Source organism: Rhizobium tropici CIAT 899, from assembly GCF_000330885.1.
GTDB lineage: Bacteria > Pseudomonadota > Alphaproteobacteria > Rhizobiales > Rhizobiaceae > Rhizobium > Rhizobium tropici.
On sequence record NC_020059.1, the window covers coordinates 1,375,174 to 1,398,405 of the forward strand.

General features: G+C 58.2%; 18 protein-coding genes. 6 read left to right on the plus strand and 12 right to left on the minus strand.

The genetic code is table 11. The features are described 5' to 3' along the window. Positions 1-122: 122 nt before the first annotated feature. Both lon and hupB read left to right on the plus strand, forming a co-directional pair. Positions 123-2,543 (plus strand): endopeptidase La, encoded by a 2,421-nt coding sequence (lon, locus tag RTCIAT899_RS06695; RefSeq protein ID WP_015339479.1) that lies wholly within the window; start codon positions 123-125, stop codon positions 2,541-2,543. 201 nt (positions 2,544-2,744) lie between these two features. Beyond that, positions 2,745-3,020: a DNA-binding protein HupB gene (gene hupB, locus RTCIAT899_RS06700; protein ID WP_015339480.1), complete on the plus strand. Its 276-nt coding sequence runs from the start codon at positions 2,745-2,747 to the stop codon at positions 3,018-3,020. A gap of 156 nt (positions 3,021-3,176) precedes the next feature. On the opposite strand, the gene RTCIAT899_RS06705 is transcribed toward hupB, so the two are convergent. Then, positions 3,177-3,920, minus strand: a complete 744-nt coding sequence (locus tag RTCIAT899_RS06705; RefSeq protein ID WP_015339481.1) for an SDR family NAD(P)-dependent oxidoreductase — start codon at positions 3,918-3,920, stop codon at positions 3,177-3,179. A 24-nt stretch (positions 3,921-3,944) separates the two neighbouring features. Beyond that, positions 3,945-4,334 (minus strand): DoxX family protein, encoded by a 390-nt coding sequence (locus RTCIAT899_RS06710; RefSeq protein ID WP_015339482.1) that lies wholly within the window; start codon positions 4,332-4,334, stop codon positions 3,945-3,947. A 153-nt stretch (positions 4,335-4,487) separates the two neighbouring features. Here RTCIAT899_RS06710 and RTCIAT899_RS06715 point away from each other — a divergent pair, with 153 nt between their 5' ends. Beyond that, on the plus strand, positions 4,488-4,868 hold the full coding sequence (locus RTCIAT899_RS06715) for a winged helix-turn-helix transcriptional regulator (RefSeq protein ID WP_081598368.1): 381 nt from the start codon (positions 4,488-4,490) through the stop codon (positions 4,866-4,868). A gap of 105 nt (positions 4,869-4,973) precedes the next feature. On the opposite strand, the gene RTCIAT899_RS06720 is transcribed toward RTCIAT899_RS06715, so the two are convergent. Next, positions 4,974-5,711, minus strand: coding sequence for an SDR family oxidoreductase (locus RTCIAT899_RS06720; protein ID WP_015339484.1), 738 nt, complete (start codon positions 5,709-5,711; stop codon positions 4,974-4,976). 77 nt (positions 5,712-5,788) lie between these two features. Next, the gene (locus tag RTCIAT899_RS06725; RefSeq protein WP_015339485.1) at positions 5,789-6,775 is read right to left on the minus strand and encodes an aldo/keto reductase; all 987 of its coding nucleotides are present in this window, start codon (positions 6,773-6,775) and stop codon (positions 5,789-5,791) included. 222 nt (positions 6,776-6,997) lie between these two features. Here RTCIAT899_RS06725 and RTCIAT899_RS06730 point away from each other — a divergent pair, with 222 nt between their 5' ends. Then, the gene (locus tag RTCIAT899_RS06730) at positions 6,998-8,233 is read left to right on the plus strand and encodes a metallophosphoesterase family protein (protein ID WP_015339486.1); all 1,236 of its coding nucleotides are present in this window, start codon (positions 6,998-7,000) and stop codon (positions 8,231-8,233) included. Next, complete coding sequence (locus tag RTCIAT899_RS06735; protein WP_015339487.1) at positions 8,233-11,688, plus strand: ATP-binding protein; 3,456 nt, start codon at positions 8,233-8,235, stop codon at positions 11,686-11,688. Before RTCIAT899_RS06730 ends, RTCIAT899_RS06735 begins: the two co-directional genes overlap by 1 nt. Positions 11,689-11,834: 146 nt before the next feature. Here RTCIAT899_RS06735 and RTCIAT899_RS06740 read toward each other — a convergent pair. The 8 genes from RTCIAT899_RS06740 to RTCIAT899_RS34010 all read right to left on the minus strand — a co-directional run bounded on the left by RTCIAT899_RS06740 (position 11,835) and on the right by RTCIAT899_RS34010 (position 20,932). After that, positions 11,835-12,595, minus strand: a protein-coding gene (locus RTCIAT899_RS06740; protein ID WP_085999169.1) for an IS5 family transposase whose coding sequence is annotated in 2 segments (ribosomal slippage) — positions 11,835-12,268 and positions 12,268-12,595 — 762 coding nt in all. Because the reading frame shifts where the segments join, the coding sequence is not laid out codon by codon here. A gap of 78 nt (positions 12,596-12,673) precedes the next feature. Further along, on the minus strand, positions 12,674-14,860 hold the full coding sequence (locus tag RTCIAT899_RS06750; protein ID WP_015339490.1) for a glycosyltransferase family 2 protein: 2,187 nt from the start codon (positions 14,858-14,860) through the stop codon (positions 12,674-12,676). 43 nt (positions 14,861-14,903) lie between these two features. After that, positions 14,904-16,010: a hypothetical protein gene (locus RTCIAT899_RS06755; RefSeq protein WP_015339491.1), complete on the minus strand. Its 1,107-nt coding sequence runs from the start codon at positions 16,008-16,010 to the stop codon at positions 14,904-14,906. Positions 16,011-16,026: 16 nt separating this feature from the next. Continuing rightward, on the minus strand, positions 16,027-17,130 hold the full coding sequence (locus RTCIAT899_RS06760) for a KpsE/RkpR family capsule polysaccharide export protein (RefSeq protein WP_244441443.1): 1,104 nt from the start codon (positions 17,128-17,130) through the stop codon (positions 16,027-16,029). A gap of 192 nt (positions 17,131-17,322) precedes the next feature. Next, entirely contained in the window at positions 17,323-17,976 is a 654-nt protein-coding gene (locus tag RTCIAT899_RS06765) for an ABC transporter ATP-binding protein (RefSeq protein ID WP_015339493.1), read from the minus strand. Positions 17,977-17,989: 13 nt separating this feature from the next. Next, positions 17,990-19,270, minus strand: coding sequence for a KpsE/RkpR family capsule polysaccharide export protein (locus RTCIAT899_RS06770; RefSeq protein WP_015339494.1), 1,281 nt, complete (start codon positions 19,268-19,270; stop codon positions 17,990-17,992). A gap of 1 nt (position 19,271) precedes the next feature. Then, on the minus strand, positions 19,272-20,336 hold the full coding sequence (locus RTCIAT899_RS06775) for a hypothetical protein (RefSeq protein ID WP_015339495.1): 1,065 nt from the start codon (positions 20,334-20,336) through the stop codon (positions 19,272-19,274). 140 nt (positions 20,337-20,476) lie between these two features. Continuing rightward, a complete protein-coding gene (locus RTCIAT899_RS34010) occupies positions 20,477-20,932 on the minus strand; it encodes a class I SAM-dependent methyltransferase (protein ID WP_244441444.1) in 456 nt (151 codons plus the stop codon). A gap of 1,006 nt (positions 20,933-21,938) precedes the next feature. Between RTCIAT899_RS34010 and RTCIAT899_RS06785 the strand changes: the two genes are divergently transcribed. Continuing rightward, entirely contained in the window at positions 21,939-23,117 is a 1,179-nt protein-coding gene (locus RTCIAT899_RS06785) for a polysaccharide biosynthesis/export family protein (protein ID WP_015339497.1), read from the plus strand. Positions 23,118-23,232: the final 115 nt, after the last annotated feature.

Consider the following 23,232-nt stretch of genomic DNA (forward strand, 5'->3'; position numbering starts at 1 on the left):
GGGCGTTTCCTGTGACTTGAAATAGGCAGTGTGAAGCTCCACTTGTTTACCAAGTGAGAGAGCCGGCTAACTCCCCCAAGCCGGCAGAGAGCCCGGGAACGGGACGACGGAAAGGAAATGACATGAGTAAGAAAACGTCTGCGGCACACGACAGCATTGCCTATCCGGTATTGCCGTTGCGCGACATCGTGGTCTTCCCCCACATGATCGTGCCTCTGTTCGTCGGACGGGAGAAATCCATTCGCGCGCTGGAAGAGGTCATGGGTTCGGACAAGCAGATCATGCTCGTCACCCAGATCAATGCCAGCGATGACGATCCCGCGCCGGACGCCATCCACAAGGTCGGTACCGTTGCAAATGTCCTGCAGCTGCTGAAACTGCCCGACGGCACCGTCAAGGTGCTGGTGGAAGGCCGTGCGCGCGCAGAAATCGATGAATATACCGCCCGTGAAGACTTCTACGAAGCCCTTGGCCATGTCCTGCATGAGCCGGAAGAAGACCAGGTCGAGCTCGAAGCTTTGAGCCGCTCCGTCGTTTCCGAATTCGAGAGCTATGTGAAGCTCAACAAGAAGATTTCGCCGGAAGTGGTCGGTGCAGCCAGCCAGATCGATGATTATTCGAAGCTGGCGGACACCGTTGCATCGCATCTTTCGATCAAGATCACCGAAAAGCAGGAAATGCTGGAAACCACCAGCGTCAAGGCTCGCCTGGAAAAGGCACTCGGCTTCATGGAAGGCGAGATTTCGGTTCTGCAGGTCGAAAAGCGCATCCGCTCGCGCGTCAAGCGCCAGATGGAGAAGACGCAGCGCGAATACTATCTGAACGAGCAGATGAAGGCGATCCAGAAGGAGCTCGGCGACGGCGAGGAAGGCCGCGACGAGATGGCCGAACTGGAAGAGCGCATCTCCAAGACTAAGCTGTCGAAGGAAGCCAAGGAAAAGGCCGATGCCGAGCTGAAGAAGCTCAGGCAGATGAGCCCGATGTCGGCTGAGGCGACCGTGGTGCGCAACTATCTCGACTGGCTGCTGGGCATCCCCTGGCACAAGAAGTCGAAGATCAAGACCGATCTGAACAACGCCGAGAAGATCCTCGAAGCGGATCATTTCGGCCTGGAGAAGGTCAAGGAACGCATCGTCGAATATCTCGCCGTCCAGGCTCGCGCGACGAAGATCAAAGGCCCGATCCTGTGCCTCGTCGGCCCTCCGGGCGTCGGCAAGACCTCGCTCGCCCAGTCGATCGCCAAGGCGACCGGCCGTGAGTATGTCCGCATGGCGCTTGGCGGCGTTCGCGACGAAGCCGAGATCCGCGGTCACCGCCGCACCTATATCGGCTCGATGCCCGGCAAGGTCATCCAGTCGATGAAGAAGGCAAAGAAGTCCAACCCTCTGTTCCTGCTCGACGAAATCGACAAGCTCGGTCAGGACTATCGCGGCGATCCGTCTTCGGCTCTGCTTGAAGTCCTGGATCCGGCGCAGAACTCGACCTTTATGGATCACTACCTGGAAGTCGAATATGACCTGTCGGACGTGATGTTCATCACGACGGCGAATACGCTGAATATTCCTGCGCCCCTGATGGACCGCATGGAAGTCATCCGTATCGCCGGCTATACCGAAGACGAGAAGCGCGAGATCGCTAAGCGGCACCTGCTGCCGAAGGCCATCAAGGAACATGCGTTGCAGCCGGAGGAATTCTCGGTCACCGACGGCGCCCTGATGGCGATTAGCCAGCAGTACACCCGCGAAGCCGGTGTTCGTAACTTCGAGCGCGAATTGATGAAGCTCGCCCGCAAGGCGGTCACCGAGATCATCAAGGGCAAGGTAAAGTCGGTTGCCGTTACGGCGGAGAATATTTCCGACTATCTCGGCGTGCCGCGCTTCCGCCACGGCGAAGCCGAGCGCGACGATCAGGTCGGTGTTGTCACCGGTCTTGCCTGGACTGAAGTCGGCGGCGAGCTGTTGACGATCGAAGGCGTGATGATGCCGGGCAAGGGCCGCATGACGGTCACCGGCAACCTGAAGGAAGTCATGAAGGAATCGATCTCGGCGGCGGCCTCCTACGTCCGCTCGCGCGCCGTCGATTTCGGCATCGAGCCGCCTCGCTTCGACAAGAGCGACATCCACGTGCACGTGCCGGAAGGTGCGACGCCGAAGGATGGTCCGTCGGCCGGTGTCGCCATGGCAACGGCAATCGTCTCGATCATGACCGGCATCCCGGTTTCCAAGGATGTTGCCATGACGGGTGAAATCACGCTGCGCGGCCGTGTGCTGCCGATCGGCGGCCTGAAGGAAAAGCTGCTCGCGGCACTGCGCGGCGGCATCAAGAAGGTGCTGATCCCGGAAGAAAACGCCAAGGATCTGGCGGAGATTCCGGACAACGTGAAGAACAGCATGGAAATCATCCCCGTGTCGCGCATGGGCGAGGTGATCAAGCACGCGCTTGTTCGCCGTCCTGAGCCGATCGAGTGGGATGGCACCGTGGAAACGCCTGTGATCGCAACGGTCGAAGGCGTCGACGAAGTGGGTTCTACCATCGCTCATTGAGCCCCTTCGCCTCAATTCTGTCGAATTGACATAAATGGACGAAAAGACCGGCATTTTTGCCGGTCTTTTTTGTGAAAAGCGTATGCCAACGCTTGCTTTTCCTTGATTTGCAGGGCTTTTGGGGTTGCGGCGGGTAAGAGCATTCCCATTTGCACCCCGCTTACTGATAAGTCGTTTCATACCAGAGAAAGGGGTGGAAACATGAACAAGAATGAGCTCGTGTCCGCAGTGGCCGAGAAGGCCGGTATCACGAAGGCTGACGCTGCTTCCGCTGTCGACGCTGTTTTTGATACTGTCCAGGCCGAACTGAAGAAGGGCGGCGACATTCGCCTTGCTGGTTTCGGCAGCTTCACCGTTTCTCACCGTGCAGCCACCAAGGGCCGTAACCCGTCCACCGGCGCCGAGGTCGATATTCCTGCCCGCAACGTACCGAAGTTCACGCCCGGCAAGGGCCTGAAGGATTCGGTCAACAGCTAATTCGTTTCACCCGCTGTGAGGCTTTAGCCTTGCGGGGTGGACAAGATTGGGGCCCGCGAGAGCGGGCCCTTTTTTATGGGTGATTTCCGATCCGCAATCGCCATCCGCATCGGGCAGGATGAACGCCGATGTGTTCATGCGGTGCTCCAACGGGAGCTATCGGGCGCTGTCGATGATCTGGCCACCATCGGGCGTCAGACTTGAACCCGTGATGAATCTCGAATCGCTGCTGGCAAGGAACAGGACGACGGGTGCGACATCGTCTTCGGGTGAGCCGAAGCGGCCAAGGGCATTCGTTGGTGGAGGAGTGTCGGGCCCTGCGCCCCAAGTGTCGGCTACGGGCAGGAGGTTGTTGACGGTGATATTGTCCGGACCCCACTCGCGGGCAGCGGATCTCGTGAGAGCACGTATGGCCTCCTTGGCGAGGTTGTATGGACCGTAAGGGGACATGCCGAGAATGCCTGCCAGAGACGCAAAGTTGATCACACGGCCTTCTCCGCTGGCTTTCAGGTATGGATAGCAGGCCTGCATGGTTCGCAGATATGCAATCGGGCCCATATCGAAGTTGCGTTGCAATTGTTCTACGGAGAGATCGAGGATCGAGGAGTGAACGACGGTCGGGTCGAATGCGACATTCACCAGAATATCGATCCCTCCGAATGTCTGCACCACCTTTGCCACTGCCTCGGCGATCTGCTCGCCGTCGCTCAGATCGCAGACCACGCCGAGCGCGGTTCCTCCCTTGGATTGGATGTGAGCGACGACGGCATTCACGTTGGCTGGGGTGAGCGACAATACGGCGACCTTGGCGCCTTCCGCCGCAAAGAGTTCCGCCGTGGCACGTCCGATGCCCCTGCCGGCACCGGCGACGATAGCCACTTTTCCGGTTAGCTTTCCCATTCGATTTCCTTTCGGGTTTGGCAATTAGAGCGCCATCGCAAATGCGTATGGTGAGGGAATTTCGCGTCCCGCGTTCTGCATGGCGAAGGAGGTTACGAGCAATGCCAGTCCGACTATAGCCGGCAGAGCGCCTACGGGTTTTCGAACGCCAATGTGAGCAAGTCCGGAAAGCAGGAGGTGAAACAACATGCCCGCATAGGCCAGATCGCTGATAGCGACGTTGAACCGCGATAGAATAGCGGCAATGGCGGCGAGCTTCACGAAAGTCAAAAGGTTGACGAGATAGCTGGGGTAGCCAAAGCCGAGGATCGTTTGCCGTACCCATTCGGTTTTGGCGACGTAGGTCACGGCGGAGGCCAGGTACAGCAGGATTAGCAAGGCCGTTGCGGCCCAGTAAACATAGAATTCAGACATGGGATATCCGTTGCCGCCGAATGGCTCCGGCAGCTTGCTCCGTTTCAAGTTTTTCGATGTCCGGAATGGCGATCCGCCATTTCTCCGGTCTGCTGATTGAAAATGTGATATTAAATGAATCTATACAAGTAGGATGAATTTGGTGTGGTAAGTATGGAAAACCAGACTAATGAACCAGGCATCAATATGCATGAAGAGATGCGCCGTGCGTTCACACTACTCTCCGGAAAATGGAAGCTGGAAATCATGTGGCTTCTCAACCAGCGGATCTATCGCTTTAACGAGCTGCGCAAGGCCATTCCAGGCATCACGCAGCACATGTTGACCACGCAATTGCGGGAGCTGGAGGCTGATGGTCTAATCTCACGCACTGTCTTTGCCGAAGTTCCGCCTCGCGTGGAATATGAAATCACCGCGAAGGCAAGGGGGCTTGGACCTACCATGGAAGCCTTGACCGCATGGTGGAGCGAATATGGGCGCAGCATACCCGAAAGGACGACAACTCGCGGCCGAAAACAAACCTCGAAAAAATAGATGCCCGCTCCAAACCGCGGAGCCGGCGTCGGATGGCTGCTTGAGGTGCGAGGCGGCGCCACGACCACAGCTTCGGCTGATGAGCTTTGCTACCGAAGCGCAGAGTCAGAGCAGCGTCCGGCCGCCATTGACCGCGAGTTTCTGGCCGGTGATGAAATCTGCCTTGCTCGAGGCGAGGAAGACGACGGCATCGGCGATATCTTCCGGCCTGCCGAAATGGGCAAGGGGCGTCTGCGCGAGATAGCCGTCCTTCGCCTGCTGCGACGCATCGGCATGGCGTTCGACCGGTATCCAGCCCGGCGCGATGAGATTGACGGTGATGCCTTCCGGCGCGAGCTCTCTCGCCCAGGAGCGCGTCATCGCGAGCATGGCGCCCTTCGCCGCGGCGTAGTTTCCGACATAAGGATTGCCGAGTTCTGCGATCTCGGAACCGATGTTGATGATGCGGCCCGACTTGCGCGCCCGCCAGTCCGGCAATACGACTTGCAGCAATTCCAGCGGCGCCTTGACGAAGAATTCGAGCTGATCGAGGTAAGTCCGCCAGGATTGTTCCATGAGCGGCATGTCCGGCTGAGGGCCGGTCGCGTTGTTGACGATGAGATCGACCGGTCCGAGCGATGCCCTGATTTTTTCCAGACCGTCCACGAGCTGGTCTTTGTCGATCACGCTGAATTTTGCGGCATAAGCCTGGCCACCGCGCCGCCGAACGGTATCGACGATCTTCTCTGCCCCCTGAGTGTCGCTCGCATAGTTGACGGCGACGGCCCAGCCGGCCTCAGCGAGCTGCAAGGCGATTACGGCGCCAAGGCCGCGCGATGCCCCCGTTACCAGCGCTACTTTCATTCTCTTCCTCCTCTTCGGTTTCGAATTGATTTTCGAATAGCCGGAACGTGGTCCCGGCTATTCATGCCAAAATGGCCCTACCAGCGATGATGAACGTGCGGTGCAATCAGGCGCTCGTAGATTTCGCGCGTTGCTGCCATGACATCGGCCGAAAGCGGAGCGAGATCGGCCGCGGCGGCATTGGCCTTGGCCTGTTCGGCATTGCGCGCACCCGGAATGACGACGGTGACGGCGTCATTCATCAGGATCCAGCGGAGTGCAAAGGCTGCCATGCTGGCACCGGCCGGAACCAGCTTGCGCACTTCTTCCACGGCCTGCAGACCAACTTCGAACGGCACGCCCGCAAAGGTTTCGCCGACATCGAAGGCTTCGCCGTGGCGGTTGAAGTTGCGGTGGTCATCGCTGGCAAATTGCGTATCGCGGGTGATCTTGCCGGATAGCAGGCCGGAGGCGAGGGGAACGCGGGCGATGACGGCCACGTTCTTGCGCCTGGCCTCCTTGAAAAACAGATGATCGGGCCGCTGACGGAAGATATTGTAGATGATCTGAATGCTGACGACCCCCGGATATTCGATCGCCTTCAGCGCTTCCTCGACCTTCTCGACGCTGACACCGTACGCCTTGATCTTGCCGGCCTTCTGCAATCCGTCGAGACCGGCAAAAACCTCCGGTCGATAAAGAACTTCGGTTGGCGGGCAGTGAAGCTGCACGAGATCAAGGCTCTCGACACCGAGGTTCTTCAGGCTGCGGTCGATGAAGCCCTCCAGATTGGCCTTGGTATAGCCGTCGGCCACATGTGGACTCAGCCGGCGGCCGGCCTTCGTCGCCACCATCGGGCGCTCGCCGCCGCGTGCCTTCAGTACATCGGCAATGATCTTTTCCGAGCGGCCGTCGCCATAGACGTCGGCGGTGTCGATGAAGGTCATGCCGGCGTCAAGGGCTGCGTTCAAGGCTGCGCGGCCGTCGACCTCGCTGACATCGCCCCATGCGCCGCCGATCTGCCAGGCTCCGAAACCGACATCCGTCACGATAAAGGGCGTCCGTCCAAAGGCATGATGTCTCATGAAAAGTCTCCTCTCTTTTATTCGTAAGATGATAGCGCAGTAGCAGCCGTCCGACAGGGCCACAAGCGCACATTGGTGATCGAGGATCGCAATCGCGTGACTGAGAAACATGGCAGGCGCTGGCCGGCTTACGAAACCGTTGGATGAAGCCGCCGGCGCGGTATTCACAACGCCTTCGTTTCCTTAAAAGGGGAGATCGGATTTCTGACGACATCGGAGCTCATGCCCTCTTTCAGCTTCATTCACGCCGCCGATCTGCATCTTGGCAGCCCGTTCCAGGGCCTTGCCTTGAAGGATGCCGCCGTTGCGGCGGTCTTCGTCGAAGCGAGCCGCAAGGCGTTCTCGACCCTTGTGGGGCTGGCGATCGAAAAGCAGGTGGATTTCTTCGTCATCGCCGGCGATGTCTATGATGGCGACTGGAAGGACAACAAGATCGGCCTGTTCTTCAATCGCGAAATGGCGCGGCTGGAGAGGGCGGGCATTCTGGTCTATCTGCTGCGCGGCAATCACGATGCGGCGAGCGTCATCACCAAGACCATCACTCTGCCAGCAAACGTCCATGAATTTCCGACCGGCAAGCCGGGCAGTGTCAAGCTGGAGGCGCTGAAGGTGGCGCTGCACGGCCAGGGCTTTGCCGAACGCTCCGCCAACGACAATCTGGCGATCACCTATCCGGCACCCGTTTCCGGCTGGTTCAATATCGGCATTCTCCATACCTCGCTCACCGGCCGCGAGCCGCACGCACCCTACGCGCCGTGCTCCGTCGATGATCTGCGCTCGCGCGGTTATGATTATTGGGCGCTCGGCCATGTGCATGATTATGAAGTGGTCGCGCAGGACCCGCTCGTCATCTTTCCGGGCAATCTGCAGGGCCGCAACATCCGCGAGCGCGGCGCCAAGGGAGCGGTGCTGGTAACCGTCGAAGACGGGCGGATCGATCATCAGCGTCTGATCGTCGATGAGGCGCGCTTTGCGCAAGTCGATATCGTGGTTGGACCGGAGGACGATCAGGCGGCGATCCTGCGTCATGTGGAGCAGGCGGTACGGCCCTTGGCCGATGAGATGGCAGGGCGCATGACCGCGCTGCGCGTCCGGCTTTCCGGCGTAACGCCGCTGCAGGGTGCGATCGCTGCCAACCGTCAGCAATGGCGCGACGAGGTGGAAGCGGCCTGCCATCGCGTGCATGAGGATATCTGGCTGGAAAAGCTGGAGCTGCGGCTGGAACCGCCGCCGGAGAGAGCAGCGGACACGGACGGCGCGCTCGATCTGCGCCAGCTCCTCGCTGAACATGCCGGCGATGCTGATATAGCCGTGGAAGCAGGTCGGTTGATCGACGAGATCGCCGTGCGCCTGCCGGGTGGCCTTGGCGCAACGGAACTGCCGCTGGACGACAGCATGGACACTCTCATCGAAGAGGCGCGGCAACTGCTGCTGGCGCGCGGGCAGGGAGCAGGCTGATGCGCTTCGCCCGGCTCGATATTCTCCGCTACGGCGCGCTGACCGATCGATCGATCGATTTTCGCCCCGATGCACGGCTGCATGTGATCTATGGTCCGAACGAAGCGGGTAAATCCTCGGCTTTAAGCGCGATCTCAGATCTTCTCTTCGGTTTCCCGGCCGCTGCTGAGCAAAGCTTCCTGCATGAGCCGAATACCCTGCGGATCGGCGCCGATCTCAGCGCGCGCGATGGCGCATGCTTAAGTTTTCGCCGCCGCCGTGGCCGCAAGGGGACGCTTCTCGCGCCCGATGACAAGGAGACGGCGCTTGCCGACGATGCGCTTGCGCCCTTCCTCGGCAATCTGAGCCGCGATGTCTTCGAGCGCGCCTTCGGCCTCGATTCACAGCGGCTGCGGCAGGGTGCGACTGCCATGCTGCGCAGCGGCGGCGAGATCGGCAGCTTGCTGTTTTCTGCAGCGTCCGGGCTTACCGGTCTGTCGCGCCTGCGCCAGTCGCTGGAAGCGGAGGCTGAAAGCATCTATGCAGCCCGACGTTCGAAGGACCGCGGCTTCTACCAGGCTCTCGATCGCTATGAGAATGCCCGTAAGGCTGAGCGGGACAACGAGCTGAAATCCGGCGACTGGAAGAAGCTTCTTGCCGAGGCGTCCGAATTGGAAGCGGAGCTGGAGCGCCTGCAGGCGGAGCGCCGCGGCACGCGCGAGGCGCTGGATCGGCTCAAGCGGCTGAAGACCCTGCAGCCGTTGCTTGCCGAGATCGATGCGGAAAACCTTGCACTCGACGGCCTTTCCGATCTCGCCGCCATACCGAACGGTTTCGCCGACCGGCTTGAACAGAAGCTGCGCGATAAACAGACGAGCGAAGAGGAACTGCGCCGTGCTCAACAAGCCGTTGTGCGTGCCGAGGAAGACCTCGCGCGTGTTCACGTCGATGAAGCGCTGCTCCAAATGTCGGGCGATATCACCCAGCTCTTTGCAGATACCGGCAACTACCGTGCTCAACGGCAGGACCTGCCGCGCGTCGATCAGGAACTCGCTGGCTACGACACGACGCTTTCCCAACTTGCCCGCCGTCTCGGTCTTGCCGAGGCCGAGCTGGAGCGGCAGCAGCCGAGTGACCTCGACCGCGCGCGCCTGTCCGAATTGGTGGACGAAGGCCGGCAGCTCGCGCGGCAGCTGCAGTCGCTTGCCGAGCAGGCTGACAGCGAGCGCAGGCAGCTTACCACTCTGGAGAGGGACAGCCTTAACGGACGACTGATCGATCCGAGACCTTATATTGACCAGCTTGAGGCTTTGGGCAGCGATCTCTCCGCCTTGGCTCGCCTTGATGGGCTGGAAACCCAGATACGCCGCATCGAGGCCGATCTTCACGAGGCGGCCGGACGGCTGCAGCCACCGGTCAGTGACATCGATGTATTGTTTTCTGTGCCGCTTCCGGAAGCGACGGAGATTACGGGACATCGCGATGCGATCGACGCCGCTCGATCGAAGGTGCGCGATGCCACCGGCAAGCTGCAGACTTATGATGAGCAGCTGGCGGAAATAGCACGAATCCTCGCGGATGCCGAGCGCACCGGGCCGGTTGTTACGCGCGAACAGATCGTCGCCGAGCGCGAAAGCCGTGATGCGCAATGGTCCTCCATCCAGCAGAAATGGACCGAGGGCGCAGCTCCGGAAGCTAAGGCGCTTGCCGCATTGACTGTTGGGGTGGCTGAGGCCGATCGTCTGGCCGATGCCGCCCTGAGCGATGCGGATCGTGTCGCGCGCCACGCCGACTATCGTTTGCGGCAGGCGCGTCTGCTGCGGGAGCGGGAGGAGGCTTCTAGACGGCTGAAGAGCTACGAGAAAGCGCTGAAGGATGCACAGGCAGCCTTTGCGGCGCTTTTTGTACCCTGCGGCGTCGACGCGCTTGATCCATCGACGATGCTGGAATGGCGCCGCGGAGTGGAGCTGCTGCGACGCGAGCGCAAGGCTTTGCGGGATTTAGTCGATCAACGGGATGAGAATGCACTGGCGGAAGGTCGAGTTTTGCCGGCTCTGCAGGATATCGTCGAGGCGACCGGCTACAAGAGCGGCCGCCTTCCGCCGGCTGCGATTGCGGAAGGCTTGCGCAAGCATCTGCGCCTTCTGTCCGAGCGCTGGAGCGAAAGCCGCACGCGGGAAGGCGAGATCGGGGCCGCGCGTGATCGGCTGGCTCGCTTCGACGATCAGCAGCAGCTCTTGGAACGTCAGCAGGTCGCTTGGCGCGCCGCCTTCGCCAAGGCCGTCGAACTGCTCCGGCTGCCGTCCGACACGACCCTGGAGATGGCGAATGTTGCCCTGAAGGCATGGCAGGAACTGCCCGATGTCCTAGCGGAGCGGGAGAACCGTCTGCGCCGGGTTAGCGGCATGCGCCGCGACATGGCCGATTTCGAGCGGCGGTTGGCAACGCTTGCCGCCAACAGCGGCTATGAGCTGGATCATCTGCCGCCGGATGCCGCTGCCGAGGCGCTGCATACCCGGGTCAACGCCATGCGCGGAGAGCTGAAAAAGCGCGACGGTCTCGAAGAGGAGCGGCAGCGCTGGCAGGGCATGGTAACACGCCAGGAGGCAGCGCTCGCCGCCGTTGCCGTCGAACTCGACCAGCTAACCGCGGATCTTCGCGGTGTCGACGATCTTCCCGCACTGCTCTCGCGACTGCGCGAACGTGCGCGTCTCGCCGCACGGCTTGCCGAAAGCCGCGATCGATTCCGCCAGCAGGCTGACGGCAAGGCCGAAGACGAGCTTCGCGCCGAGCTTGCCGGCTTTGAGCGGGTTGCAGCCGATCTCGAAATCGAGCGGTTGACCGAGGAGGATCAGCGGCAGTTCGCCATGCATGGTGAGCTTTCGGCCCGGCTGGCTGAGAACCGCCGCCAACGACAGGCTCTGGAAACTGGGGTCAGCGCAGAATACGCAGTTTTCGAGAGGCTTGCGGCTGAGCAGGAGGCAAAGGACTTTGCCCGGCAATGGGTTGTCCTCAAGGTCGCAGCGCGAATGCTGGCTGGCTCGATGGAAGCCTATCGCGAAAAGCAGGCCGATCCCGTCATCAGTCGGGCGGGCGAGTTGTTCTCGCAGCTGACCGGCGGTCGTTTCTCCCGTCTTGTCGAAGCGCATGATGAAAGCGATACGCTGCAATTGCTGGCCGAGCGTGCGGCAGGCGAGCGTGTGCCGCTTGACGGCTTGAGCGAGGGAACGGGCGATCAGCTTTATCTCGCGCTGCGGCTGGCATTTCTCGAGGATTACTCCGCCCGCAACGAGCCTGCGCCGCTAATCGTCGACGATATTTTCCAAACGTTCGACGACGAGCGCGTCAGCGCCGGTCTGCAGGTGCTGGCTGCTACGGCCGATCGTTTCCAGACGATCCTGTTTACCCATGAAAAGAGCGTAGTCGAGATCGCCAAGAGCGAGATCGGCCGAGGTCTCGATCTCATTCAGCTTTGACGAGGAACGGTCGCGGATCGGGCTATGGCTGTTCCAGCAAAAGTGCGAAGCGGTTTAGCGTCCGGAACTGCGTAAAAACAGGAACATAGAGCATTTTCGCGATTCGAAGAAAAGCGGAAATGCTCTAGGCTATGGTGACGATTTAACTATTTGAGCCAGATTGCAATTGCAGCGATGATGACGAACCCTCTGAAGTTGACGAGGAGTTTGTCGTATCGGGTAGCCACGCGACGGAATTGCTTGAGCTTTGCAAAGAAGCGCTCCACGAGGTTGCGTTCCTTGTAGAGGCCCCAATTGCAGGCATGCGGGCGTCGTCGCCCGGGTCGTGGTGGAATGACCGGAACAGCGCCGGCGTCCAGAATGGTGTCGTGGAAGTGTTCGGCATCATAGGCTCGGTCGGCGATGACGTGGCTGGGATTGAGGCCATGGAGCAATTCCTTGCCATAAATCACATCGCCACGGTGTCCCGGTGCAAGTACGAAGCGCACCGGTAGCCCCAAAGCATCCACGACGGCGTGGATCTTGGTGCCTAGCCCGCCGCGTGAGCGGCCAAGGCCCTGGGCGTCCGCTCCCCCCTTTTTCGCCGGGCGCCAGCGGCTTGAGGCTGGGCACGGATGGAGGTGGAATCGATCGAGACCCAGTCAAGGTCCGCTTCTCGCGCTAACGCCTCGAACAAACTTTCGAGGACACCCATCTCGATCCAGCGGTAATAGCGCCGCTTGACGGTCTGGTAGTTGCCATAACCTTCGGGTAAATCACGCCAACGTCCACCAGAGCGGGCCATCCAGACCAGCGCCTCGACGAACCGCCTGTTATTGGAGCGCGGACCACGACGCCCCTTGCGTCCTCCCGGCACAAACGGCTCGATCCGAGACCACTGTTCCGCACTGAGCCTATCGATATCCATGACCGACCTCCAAAAATCAGTCTTGAATCTGATTTGCTCCTCACTGGGAACCCCAAATCCTTAAATCGTCACCACAGCCTAAGACATCGACGGGATATGCAGGCGCGTCGGCACCACGATCTTGGGGTCCGATTTATCGCGGCTGTAGGCCGGATTGAGCGCGCGATCGATGAAGCCCCGTGTCGCGTGCAGCCGGCGCAGGTTCTGCTTCTCCTGCTCGAAGCGCTTCTTTCGTTCGCCGGATTTGTCCGAGCCGCGCGACAGCGATTCATGGTGATAAAGGCAGGCGAAGGGTGTCCAAATGATGCGATAGCCTGCCTTGTGCGCCCGCAGACAATAATCCACGTCATTATAGGCGACCGCGAAATTCTCTTCGTCGAAGAGGCCGATGTTGCGAAGGCAGTCACCCGAGATCAGCATCACGGCGCCAGTTACGCAGGTCATCGTGTTGCGCACATGCAGCCGGTTCATCGGCCCACCGAACTCCTTCGGCTTGTTCAAGTACCAGTGACCGGCAAGCCCGCCGAACCCTACTACCACACCGGCATGCTGCATATTGTCGTTCGAGAAGAGCAGTTTGGCGCCGACGATGCCCGCTCCGTCATAGGCAAGACAGGAAACCATCTCCTTCAGCCAGCCTGGTTCGATGACTTCGACGTCATTGTTGAGGATGAGGCAGTGCTCGCCCGTGGCAGCGTTCAGGCCGCGATTGACCGAGCGTGAGAAATTGAAGGGTTCCCGATTGATGACGGCCGAAAAGCGAGGCTGGCTTTTGCGATAGTGCTCGTAGAGATCGAGAACGGCCTGGTCAGCGGAGCCGTTGTCGACGACCAGGACTTCAAGATTGGGGTAATCTGTCTTTTCGAAGAGATCGCCGAGAATGCGCGAGATCAGATCGAAATTGTCCTTGCTCGGAATGATAACAGAGATTTTCGGCCATTCGCGGGGCGCATCGAAGATAACGCGGTGCAAGGTCTTGGTGAGAGCGCCGTCAACAGAGACTGTCTGCCGCTGTCGTGCGAACCGTTCGGCCAGGGCCTTTCTGGCGTTGGCGGTTGCGGCATCCATGAATTGGCGTGAATAGGTCTTGCCGTTGCGGCGCCACCAGTAAGCGGGATAGGGCAGGTGGAGAATGCTTTCCTCGGGAACGCCCTCCACGTAGCGCAGCAGCAGATCGTAATCCTGCGAGCCGTCGTAGCCGGTACGGAGATAACCGATTTCCCGAAGGCGGCTGTGGCGATAGATGGAGAAGTGATTGATGTAGTTGACGCCCGTCAGCAGTACGGAATCATAGGCCGGCTTCAACATGACGCCGGTCGGCCTCAGGGTGTCGTCGACCACAAGTTCGTCCGTATAGAGAAAATTGGCATCCGGATTTTGCTCCAGCGTGTGCCGGATGAGCTTGAAGGCATGCGGCGCGATCACATCGTCATGATCCAGAAAGGCGATCCATTGCCCCTTTGCTTGGGACAGGCCGGCATTGGTTGCAGCCGCGATGCCGCCGTTGCGCTCCTTCAGCACGAGGCGGACATTGTCCTTTGATTGCTGGCTCTGATACCACTGCCGCGTTTCCGGAGATGTCGAGCCATCATCGCTCAGGATGAGCTCGGCTCCCATTTCCCCCTGTGCTTCGAAGGATCTGACGAGATCATCCAGATAGCGCGGCGGAGCATTATAGACTGGAACAACGACGCTCAGCCAGGTTCCCGCCGTCGCCGGCACCGATGTTGTCTCCAGTTCTGCGGCAAGCCTGTAGCTCGCCTCGGCATATTGTATCGTCAGACTAGGAGCGCGTTGCCGCAAGCGCAGTCTGGGCAATTTCAGCCAATACTGGGGCAGTCTGCCGAGATCGATACGTTTGGTTTGTTCCTCGCTTCGAAGAAGGGTTGCAATATATCTTTCGGCTGATTTTTCGGATGCAAAAGCCCTGGCGGCAAACTTGAACGATGTCGGAAAACTGGCTGGATCGGCACGCAGGGCGCAGATCGAGCCAACCGAGCCGATATCCGCGGTGATGACGAAGCGGTTTCCTTCCGGGAGGGAAACCGTATCCTTCTCGCGGAAACCATAACCGCGATTGATATAGAGTTTCGGATCTATGGGCTCGCTGGTCGCGGCCACATGGATGACGACCAGCTTCTTTCGCAAGGGCGAGAACCTGATCTCGAAAGCCGGATCATCCCCCAGGGATTTCCATAGGCCGAGATGGGCTTCAGCGGATATTTCCCGTTCAAGATCGGCGTTTGGTATGATTTTGAGTGTCATCGAAATATTGGTTTCATCCACATGCTGGAAGGAAATTCAAGCTCTAGTCGGCACCGCTGAGAGGCTCAAAACGAATGCCGGGAAATGTCGGGCTCGCGTGCTGCCGCATTTTCTCGATCGAGCAACGCGTAGCGTCGCGGGCAGAAAGCCGGCGGGCGTGGTCGCCAACGAGCAGATCGATGGCAGCCATCCACTCTTCGGCGGTGTTGCCAATGTGAAGCTCGCCAGGGACGGCACATCGTTCGAAGGTGGGGCACCGGGAAAAGATCGCTGCCGCCTGCAGGCGGCTGATATCGATCCGTTTGGTGTCGGAGCGGCTTGCATTGGTCTTTCCCGACAGGAGAGGCGCCAAAGCGATGTCGGCTTGGTGATGCATTGTCTTGGCGAGATAGGCTGGCCAGGGCAATGGCGGGATGATGGTCATTTTCGCCGGGTCGATCCCCTGTTGGCTCCAGCGCCGGGCGAGGGAGCCGGCGGCAAAAACCTCAAAATGAAGGTTGCCGTGTTTTTGCATCGCAGCCTTGATGATCGGCATCAGGAACTCGTGTTCCCGGCGATGCACGCCGGTGGCATGATAGACCATCTTCAGCGGCCGGACGCTTTCATTGCGGCTATTGATTGCGATTTCAGGCGCATCCGCCGGAAGGGGACGCAGAATATCGATCCTGTGGCTTTTCATCGCGAGTGCATTTGCCAGGGCATCGGTGGAGGTCCACACGTGAGTGAGCAGCCTGTTGATCCTTGGCAGCGGGCGGACCGCCAGTTTGATCAGCCTGAACTTATAGAGCCACCCTGCTTCGTTCCCGGTAACAACAGCCGGAATGTCGTCGTCGACGAAATAGGCCACCCCGGCGAGGGTGTCCCGCCTTTCCTCCAACCAGCGCAATTGCGGCCGCTTGATGTAGCGGCAGATGATGACGAAGAGCCCATCACTATCGATAGCATCCAATGGATCATCGAGGCCTTTCATGATGACTTCAATGTGGTCGAGTGTTTTGGCGCGCTCGTCGAGATAGTAGCTGAAGCTCGGATTGGGGTTGCGCGATAAGATGAGCAGGCGCCTTGCCACGCGCTCGCCATGCTGCGGCGGTGCCCCGAAGGGCCGCGGTCTTGGAAGCAGTTGGTAGAGGATGTCGCGTAAAACTTGCATGGGTTTCCGCGCGACACTAGGCCAGACGATTGCGAAGATTGGCGAGAATGCCGAAAACAGCACCCCAGGCAAGGATCGTCACGCCCAAAATTCCGCCAATCCAGAGCGCCCGCTGCGGATACTCCGCCTCGTCGGGCAGGCTGGGTGCCAGGAACGTATCGAGGTAGAGCAGCTGCTGCTTGCTCACGAACTTGACCTGTTCGAGCGTCTTCATGCTCGTGGCGAATTGCTGCTCGGCAAGGCTCTGCTCCAATTCGCGCTGTGACATATCCACGGAAACATCCGCGAGATTCTGTTCTGATTTGTTCTGCCCAGCGACTTGGCTGTTCAGCTGATCGATCTGCTTCTGCCTACTGTCGATCTCGCGTTTGAGCACGCGCATCTGCGGTGCATCGGCGGAGACCGTTCCAAGAAGCGCATCATATTTCTGCTGAAGATCTATTCTTTCCTTCTGAACGGACGAGATCAGGTTCGTGATAACGGTCGACGATCCCTCGACGCTGAGGACGCCGGTCTGGTTGCGCGCAATCAAAAGCTTGTCCCGCGCTTTCTGCAGCTGATCCTTTGCATTGTCCAGGTTCGCCTGAGCGGTCGCTATAACGTCCCGCCAGATGCGGGTGTTGACATCGTTGACCACGACTTCGGACGCCGCCACAACCTGATGTAGCACCTTCTGGGCGTCGGCTGCCGTGAAAGCGCGCGCCTTGACCGTCACGATGCCGCTATTCGCATCGATCTTGACCGAGACCATGTCTTCCCAATAATCGAGCAGCTTTTCCGAACTTGCATCTTTTTTCAGGCGCGCGATCCGGTCGATCGAGTCGTTCCCATAGATCTTTTGAAAATCGACCTTTTCCTCAAGAGCGGCAACCATGTCCTTGCTCTTGATGAAATTGGTGACGATCAGGGTATTTTGCACGATCTGTGCCGGCGGCAGACCGGTCACCTTGGTAATCTGATTACCCCCGAGTGCCGGCGTAGATGTGCGGACCGTAAAACGCGTCTCGGATTGATACTGATCGGATGCGACGCCGGTGAAGTAATAGACCGAAGCAATATTGGGGATGACAAGCAGCAGAATGGTCGATGCCAGGATGGCCTTGCTGATGACTTGCTGCATTGGGCGAGGCCGCAGGCCAACGGCCTTGAACAGCTGGCTTCGCCTCGATGTCGAGAAACGCAATTTCCGCGCTGCCACCGACAGATTCGCGGCCACATTGCGGCTATGCTCCGTCGCGCTGAGCTGAAGCGCTTTTGACGCGTTTTCGGTATCATGAGCCATATTTGGGCCTTGCCGTCGATCCCTGGTCTTCTAGCGGTTCAATCTATAATAGGATTCTATAGCCTGCTCTACCTTATCGAAGGCGATAAGTCTGCCGTCGACAAGTACCATACCTCTGTCGCAATGCGTATTGATCATGCTCATGCTGTGCGAGATCATGATGATGTCGGAATTCTTGCGCCTGTTCTCGAATGCGACGCGGCAGCGCTCCTGGAAGCGTGCATCGCCAACAGCAAGAACCTCGTCCACCAGATAGCACTCGAACTCGATCGCCATCGAGAGACCGAATGCCAATCGTGCGCCCATGCCCGAGGAATAGGTGCGCACGGGCGCGTCGATATAATCGCCAAGTTCGGCGAATTCTTCGACAAAGCGGGAGACACGCCTCACGTCCTCGCCATAGGCGCGCGCGACGAAATGAACATTGGCTCGCCCCGTCATGAGAGGATTGAAGCCGCTGCTCAAGCCCAGAGGCCAAGACACCCGGACATCCTTGCTGATCCTGCCGGAGTTCGGCAGCATGGTGCCGGCGATCATGCGCATCGTCGTCGATTTCCCGGCGCCGTTCACGCCGAGCAAGCCATAGGAATAGCCGGACTCGAACTCGCAGCTCACCCGATCGAGAATGACCTTCTTGCCGCTTTGCGTCTTGAAGAATTTCGAGACGTTCTTGAAGCTGATCATTCTGCTTCTCCCGTCATATCCGGTGATCCTCTACGGATGCCCAGATAAGGGAAAGCGTCGCCCAGGTGACAATAAGTGCAAGCAATATGATCAATGGCGTACTGACGCGACGCGGAAATATCGACTCATCCGGCAGTACGGGTTTGACGAAGACGGCAAGGTATAGTGTCTTTCGCAGAGCTTCGGCAAGCACGGCGTCATAATTCTTCTGCGAGCTTTCATAGAGTTTTTCCGCGATCATGCGATCGGTTTCCAGCCTAGAATACTCCAGCAAGGATTTTGCAAGGCTTGCATTCTCGGGGCCTGTCAGCGCCGATTTCATCTTCTCGATCTGCGCATCGAGGCTCTCTTTGGCGAGATTGAGCTGCTGATAAGTCGGAGAATTCTGGGCGTTGGATTGCCGCATGACGAAGAGGCGCGTTTCGAATTCAAGCTTCTGGGCCAGCAGACCCGTTAGAATCGTGCCGCTGTTCTTGGCCTGTGTCTGCGGGCTGAGAAGGCCGGATGCGTTTTGAAACTGATTGAGGGCGATCAACGTATCGCCATAGGCTTTGCCGCTCTTCTGGACATCGGCCTTCATGCTCTGCACGATGTCGTTGCGCGCCCTTTCCGAAAGCTCGTTGATGAGCTTTTCGCTCTCTTCGATAATGGCATCCGCAAGCTTGACGGAATCGTCCGGGGAGAAGGTTCTGACCTTCAGCGTTATGATGCCCGAAGTCACATCGATATAGGCGGTGACGTGATCGTTCCAGTATTTCAGAAACTCTTCGTCGGATCGGGATGAACCAAATCGCGACAGGAAATCCGCATTCTGCCGGATAAACATGGAGCGATAGTCGATCTTCTTTCCGATTCGATTGAGGATTTCGGTGGAGTGAATGAAGCTGGTGACGACATAGGCATCTTGTGACGCCGAGCGCATATTGAGAGCGCTGGTGGCTCCGCCGGGATCACTGGCATCGCTGGTATCGCCTGTTCCCGACACGGCCCGCACGGCGAAACGCGCTTCCGCTACATATTGATCCGAAGCAATGAAGGCATAATAGACCGAGCTTGCCAGGAAAGGCAGGATGACGAGCAGAATAAAGCCGATAAGCCTCAGGGGCGGCTTGCCCCCCGACTGCGTTTCGGGCTCGTTGCCATCATGCACCGGTATATATTCGATCTCCTCGAGATCTGTGCGCGCACGCTGGGCCGGCAGCTTGCGCCGAAACAGCGAAGGCAGGATTTGCCGGCTCGTTCTTACCCGCGGAGAGTCCTGAACTATCGCGTCTTCAATGATTGGCTTCGGCATGTCAGCTTGCAATCGTTTCTGGCAATTGAGGCGCGGTCGGTTTCATCGCCTGACGCACATAGTGATCGAAAATCAAATCTTCTTCGAGCATGAGCTCCGCAATATGCAATGAACGCAACCGTGCCGCAACGTCCTCGAGGGTGCTGTGTCTCGGTGGCAACGGAAAATCACCAACCGAAATCCCGATGAGCTCGCTGACCGCCTGCTGAAAATAAAGGCTGTCCGTATCGAAACCGACAACGGCAAAACGTGAGAGAAGGTCAATCGCAGTGGCGACATCGCTGCGCGTCACTGTCTGTTCCGGTATGGTCGTGGCCAATTGCCGGGTGACGGGGGATACCAGAACGTTTCTGACGCTCTGAGAAGCCTTCTTCAGAGCTGCCTTGAGAGAGGCTTCGTTTTCAAGGCTTACCTCGGCAAAATGCTCCGCAGCAGGCGCCAGGATGATCTTGTCGCGATCGCCGAAGAAGGAAATCTGAGTTTTCGCCATTCGCTTCAGAAGGAATATCCGCAGGGCAAGTTCGTAGTAGGGATCGGTCAGTAGAACGATGGCCTTGAATCCCTTGTCGAGGAATTCTTCATAATTGCGCATCAACAGCCGGCCGCTAAGATAGATCGACTGGATGGCGTTCAGATGAAAGGCCTGGAGGGTCGTTTCGTGACCGAAGCGCTCGACGGAGGAAAGCTCGTATTGAAAGTTGCGGCCACAATAGTAGTCGAATTTGACCATTGGCAGCAGCTGCGTCTCAAGCCTTACAATCTTTAACGGAATCGTGCTCGATACCTGCGGCCGGCGGTAGATCAGCAGCCCCGACTTGGCGTCATGGATCATCAGCGACGTGCGCTCAGCGAGATCGGGAATGGTCGTCGTATCGAGCTTGAACCCGACATGGCCATCTTCGTGCCGTCCGGAATCGATGACCGCCTGTTTGACTTGGTCACACGGCAGGATCATCAGATCGCCGTCGGCGTCCGAGACTCTGATTTGCGGTTTTTCGGAAAAGCCATCAGGGATCAGATAACCCTCAATAACATTGCCATGATCGTATTCGAGGTTAAAAAGCACGGATTTTCTCCGTCCCTTCTATCCGTTGGGGACACGACCGAAATTGGCGATGGAGCGGCGTCATTCTCTTCTGCATGGCTTCACATCTATCAAAATGCCTGTCGATATCGCAAATGTCAGGCCTTGGCATTCGGGCGTCGTCAGGCGCCGCTGGACGTCTTCCGGGCCAGCAGCGAGAAGCTCGGCCCCCCAGGATGACTGAGATATTCATCCCGGATGATAACATCATCAAAGCCGAACGCGTGCAGCAGCTTCAATATGTCGTCCCTATGCATCCAGAAGTGCCGATCCTTCATGCCGCCGCAGAAAGACGCGTTGGCATTGGCGTGGTGATAGCTGCGCTCATAATAGCGCACCTCGATGCCATCTATCAGCTTCGTCTCAATCTTGCCGCTGAAGGGCAGCCACCGCACGTCGCCCTCCGGCATGGCGTCCTCCAAAACGAAATGAGTCCATATGAAAACCGCGTTGACCCGCTTTGCCAGCAAGCGAAGAAATTCGCCTGGGTCGGCCATATGGTAAAGAACCCCCGATGCGAGTGCGAAGTCGTAGATCTCTTCGCCTTCCGTAAGCCACGCCTGGATGTCGCCGAGCATGAAAGAAGCGGCATCGATGTTGAGGATCTGCTTGGTAACCAGACATCTTAGAAAGCAGAGGCGGTTTGCCTCGATGGCGTCGATCCGCGCCGGCCGGTGGCAGTTCAGCATGTGGGTATGCATTCCCTCAAGCGGGCCAATCTCGAGAACTCGCCTGCCTTCGATCGATCCGAAAGTCTGCAATGCCCAATCGATGCGGTCATCCGCGTAGAGGGGCAGGGTGCCGGCATTGAGACCGAACTCCGGCGGAAATGCACAATTCCATCCCTGGAGGGCGCTGATAGCATTTTGATGAGCCGGTTTGCCCTGCTCGTACTGATCAAATATTTCGAGGGGACTTTTCGAGGCTTTCTTTTGTGAACGCTTTGAAAAACCAAGCATTAATACGCACCCTTTATTTTCATCGGCATCCAGCCGAGCTGGAGAGTTACGGGATCGTTCCGCTGTCGTACCACAGCTCCCAAGCCGTTTCTCGCCCTGAAGTATATTTTTGCGGCAATTTGCAAGCGCCGATAGACAATCGAAGATTGTCGGAATGTCTCGCTGATGGCAGAAAATTTAGCAAGCTCCGATTGTTGTGGTTTGTCGTCTTCTGCGTGAGTTGCGGGTCTGAACTCAGTTCTTTTAAAGGCAAGACCCGTCCTATGGAAAGCGGCATAAATGCGATTCAGCGAAACTTTAATGTTATCGATGGGGGACCCCTCTGCTAATGCCGTTGCTTAACGGGTCCTGTTTGCTTTTCAGAAAATTTTAATTTTAAATCTTCAAAAATACTCGCCAAAATTGCTTCAAGTCTCCTTGACCTCTATAAATCTGAACGGGTTGGCGATTCTTGAGGGCCATGTGTGTTCATATGAGCGCATCTGATTTTTTTGGTTGCATTTCCGCTATTTGGGCTTGTTGACGCGTGCCCGTTATGCTTTTCAAGGCGTCGATAGATTTGATGCATTCCATGTCGATGTATGCCATCAGGTAATCACGGCAGCTAATTGTTTGAGGTTTTCAATTGTTTCGTATTGGCGCCGTGATTTGTTGCGTGGTTCTTGCGGGGTGCAATTCCGTCTCCAGTGAAGGCCCTTTGGCTGGCGCCATTGTAAAGGACGCCGGGCAATCCAGCGTCGAGCTGGGTCGCAGAAATGCTGCGGTCTTCGATATCGTTGACATCGACAGCCGCAGTGCGCGTCTGGTTTCCGATTATGTTTCATCCACACTCAATCGCCGTTTTGGTATGGGTGGTGGTGTTGGCGCCGTCGTTATCGGTGTCGGCGATGCACTGAAGATCACGATTTTCGAAGCCGGCGCCGATGGCCTGTTTTCGACGGCGCAATCAAAGCAGGTATCGCTTGATGTCGTCGTGCAGCCGGATGGCACGGCTGCAATTCCTTATGCCGGCTCGGTTCGATTTGCGGGCAAGACGCTTGATCAGGCTCGCAAGGCAATCCTGGCGGCGCTGGCGACCAAGGCCGTCGAGCCGGATGTTATCGTAACGAGCATGGGCACGCCGTCGCGTACCGTCACGGTTTCGGGGGCCGTTGGCCGTCCTTCCATGGTTCCGCTCGATCTGACCAAGGAAAAGATTACCGAAGTCATCGCCAAGGCCGGTGGGCCTTCAACGCAACCTTATGAAACCTATGTAACGCTGGTTCGCGGCAGCCGAACGGGAACGGTTTTGCTGAAGTCCATCATTGAGCATCCGTCGGAAGATATCTATGTCCAGCCGGGCGATCAGATCTTCCTTGTCCGCGATCCGAGGACCTTCACTCTGCTTGGATCTGTTCGCGGAGACGGCCGCCTAGAGTTTGGAGCAAACGATCTGAACCTGCTCGAGGCTGTTGCGCTGGGTCACGGCGCGATCGACGATTCGAGCAATGCGAAAGGCTTCTTCCTGTTCCGCTACGAGGAGCCTGAAATCGCCAAAGCCCTGCTCGGTCCTGCTCGCTTCGAGGGTTTGCTGCGTAAGGGAATGGTTCCGGATGCCAAGGGACGCTATCCGATCGTCTATCGCTTCGACATGTCCAATCCCGACAGCCTGATCGTAGGTCAGACTTTCCCGGTAAAAAGCCGCGACGTCATCTATGTATCGCGTCATCCTTCCGTCGACATCAGGAAGTTCTTGAATCTTATCGGTACCCCGCTTGGTATTGCATCCCAGGGAGCGGCAACGGCGGCAAATCTGGGGCAATAGTCGGGAAAAACGGAACGACAGCGGCTTGACTTAGCCTATTCGCTGATCGATGCCGACATCTGTATGATTGTGACGGATCGTGCCTTGTCGATAACGGAAATTCATCGCGAACTGA